The organism is Vibrio genomosp. F10 str. 9ZD137 (assembly GCF_049974785.1).
In the GTDB taxonomy this organism is placed as follows: domain Bacteria; phylum Pseudomonadota; class Gammaproteobacteria; order Enterobacterales; family Vibrionaceae; genus Vibrio.
Genome location: NZ_JBNGCJ010000961.1, coordinates 1 through 1,315 on the forward strand (window position 1 = coordinate 1; position 1,315 = coordinate 1,315).

Genomic DNA, 1,315 nt, shown 5'->3' on the forward strand with positions numbered 1-1,315 from the left:
TGAACCGCGCTGCCGATCTGATCAACTTCGCCGCGTGGTTTGAAAAGATGGGCATTCAGGTGGGGTGGCTGGCAGGAAAACTCACCGGAAAGGCCAAACAGACTGAGCTAGGCCGCATTGCCTCTGGTGAAGCACAAATGGTGGTTGGCACACACGCCCTTTTTCAAGAGCATGTTGAATTTCACAACCTTACTCTGGTTATTATTGATGAGCAGCACCGATTTGGGGTTCACCAGCGCTTAGAGCTTCGTGAAAAAGGGGCCAAGCAAGGTGCGTATCCGCATCAGTTGATCATGACAGCCACACCTATCCCTAGAACTCTGGCGATGACCGCTTATGCCGATTTAGAAACATCGATCATTGATGAGCTTCCGCCCGGCAGAACCCCAATTCAAACCGTGGCCATCCCAGACACCAAACGAGACGACATCGTAGAGCGGGTTCGAAACGCCTGCCTCAATGAAGGCAAACAGGCTTATTGGGTGTGTACACTCATTGATGAGTCCGAAGTGTTAGAAGCGCAAGCCGCCGCCGATACCGCTGAAGAACTGCAACGCACACTGCCCGACGTCAAAATCGGTCTCGTCCATGGCCGAATGAAACCCGCAGAAAAACAAGCGGTAATGCAGGATTTTAAAGACAATAAACTGCACCTTCTGGTCGCAACCACGGTTATTGAAGTGGGTGTTGATGTCCCTAATGCGAGTTTAATGATCATTGAAAACCCAGAGCGCCTTGGGCTGGCTCAACTGCATCAGCTTAGAGGTCGAGTGGGTCGAGGTGAAATCGCCAGCCACTGTGTGCTGCTGTATCACGCTCCACTGTCGAAAACCGCGCAAAAGCGTTTAGGGGTACTTAGAGAAAGTAACGATGGATTCGTCATTGCCCAGCGAGATTTAGAGATTCGTGGGCCTGGTGAACTGTTAGGCACAAAGCAAACTGGCATTGCTGATTTTAAAATTGCAGATTTAGTACGAGATCAACGCCTAATCCCAGAGGTTCAACGCATGGCGCGTCATATTCATGACCGTTACCCACAAAATGCAGCGGCCATCATCGAACGTTGGTTGGGTGAACGAGACATTTACGCCAAAGCATAATGTGATAATACCAATCACAGTAAGTCAGTGATCAGAAATAGCGCAGGAACAAGGCGGCTTAATCCCTTAATCAGCCTTGTTACTTGGGGATTATTTAGTCGGGAAACTTAGCTGAGCTTTTAACCCACCCTCACTGCGATTATTCACCACCACTGTGCCGTTGTGCTGGCTAATGATACGCTTCACGATCGCCAACCCAAGCCCCGTCCCTTCAC

The 1,315-nt window shown here is 50.0% G+C and carries 2 protein-coding genes; one reads left to right on the forward strand and one right to left on the reverse strand.

What is annotated here, in order from left to right; genetic code table 11:
• A partial coding sequence (locus ACP45E_RS20905) for an ATP-dependent DNA helicase RecG (protein ID WP_141707467.1) occupies positions 1–1,100 on the forward strand: 1,100 nt, incomplete at its 5' end.
• 90 nt (positions 1,101–1,190) lie between these two features.
• Here the strand turns inward: ACP45E_RS20905 and ACP45E_RS20910 are convergent.
• On the reverse strand, positions 1,191–1,315 hold a 125-nt coding region (locus ACP45E_RS20910), incomplete at its 5' end, for an ATP-binding protein (protein WP_347229988.1).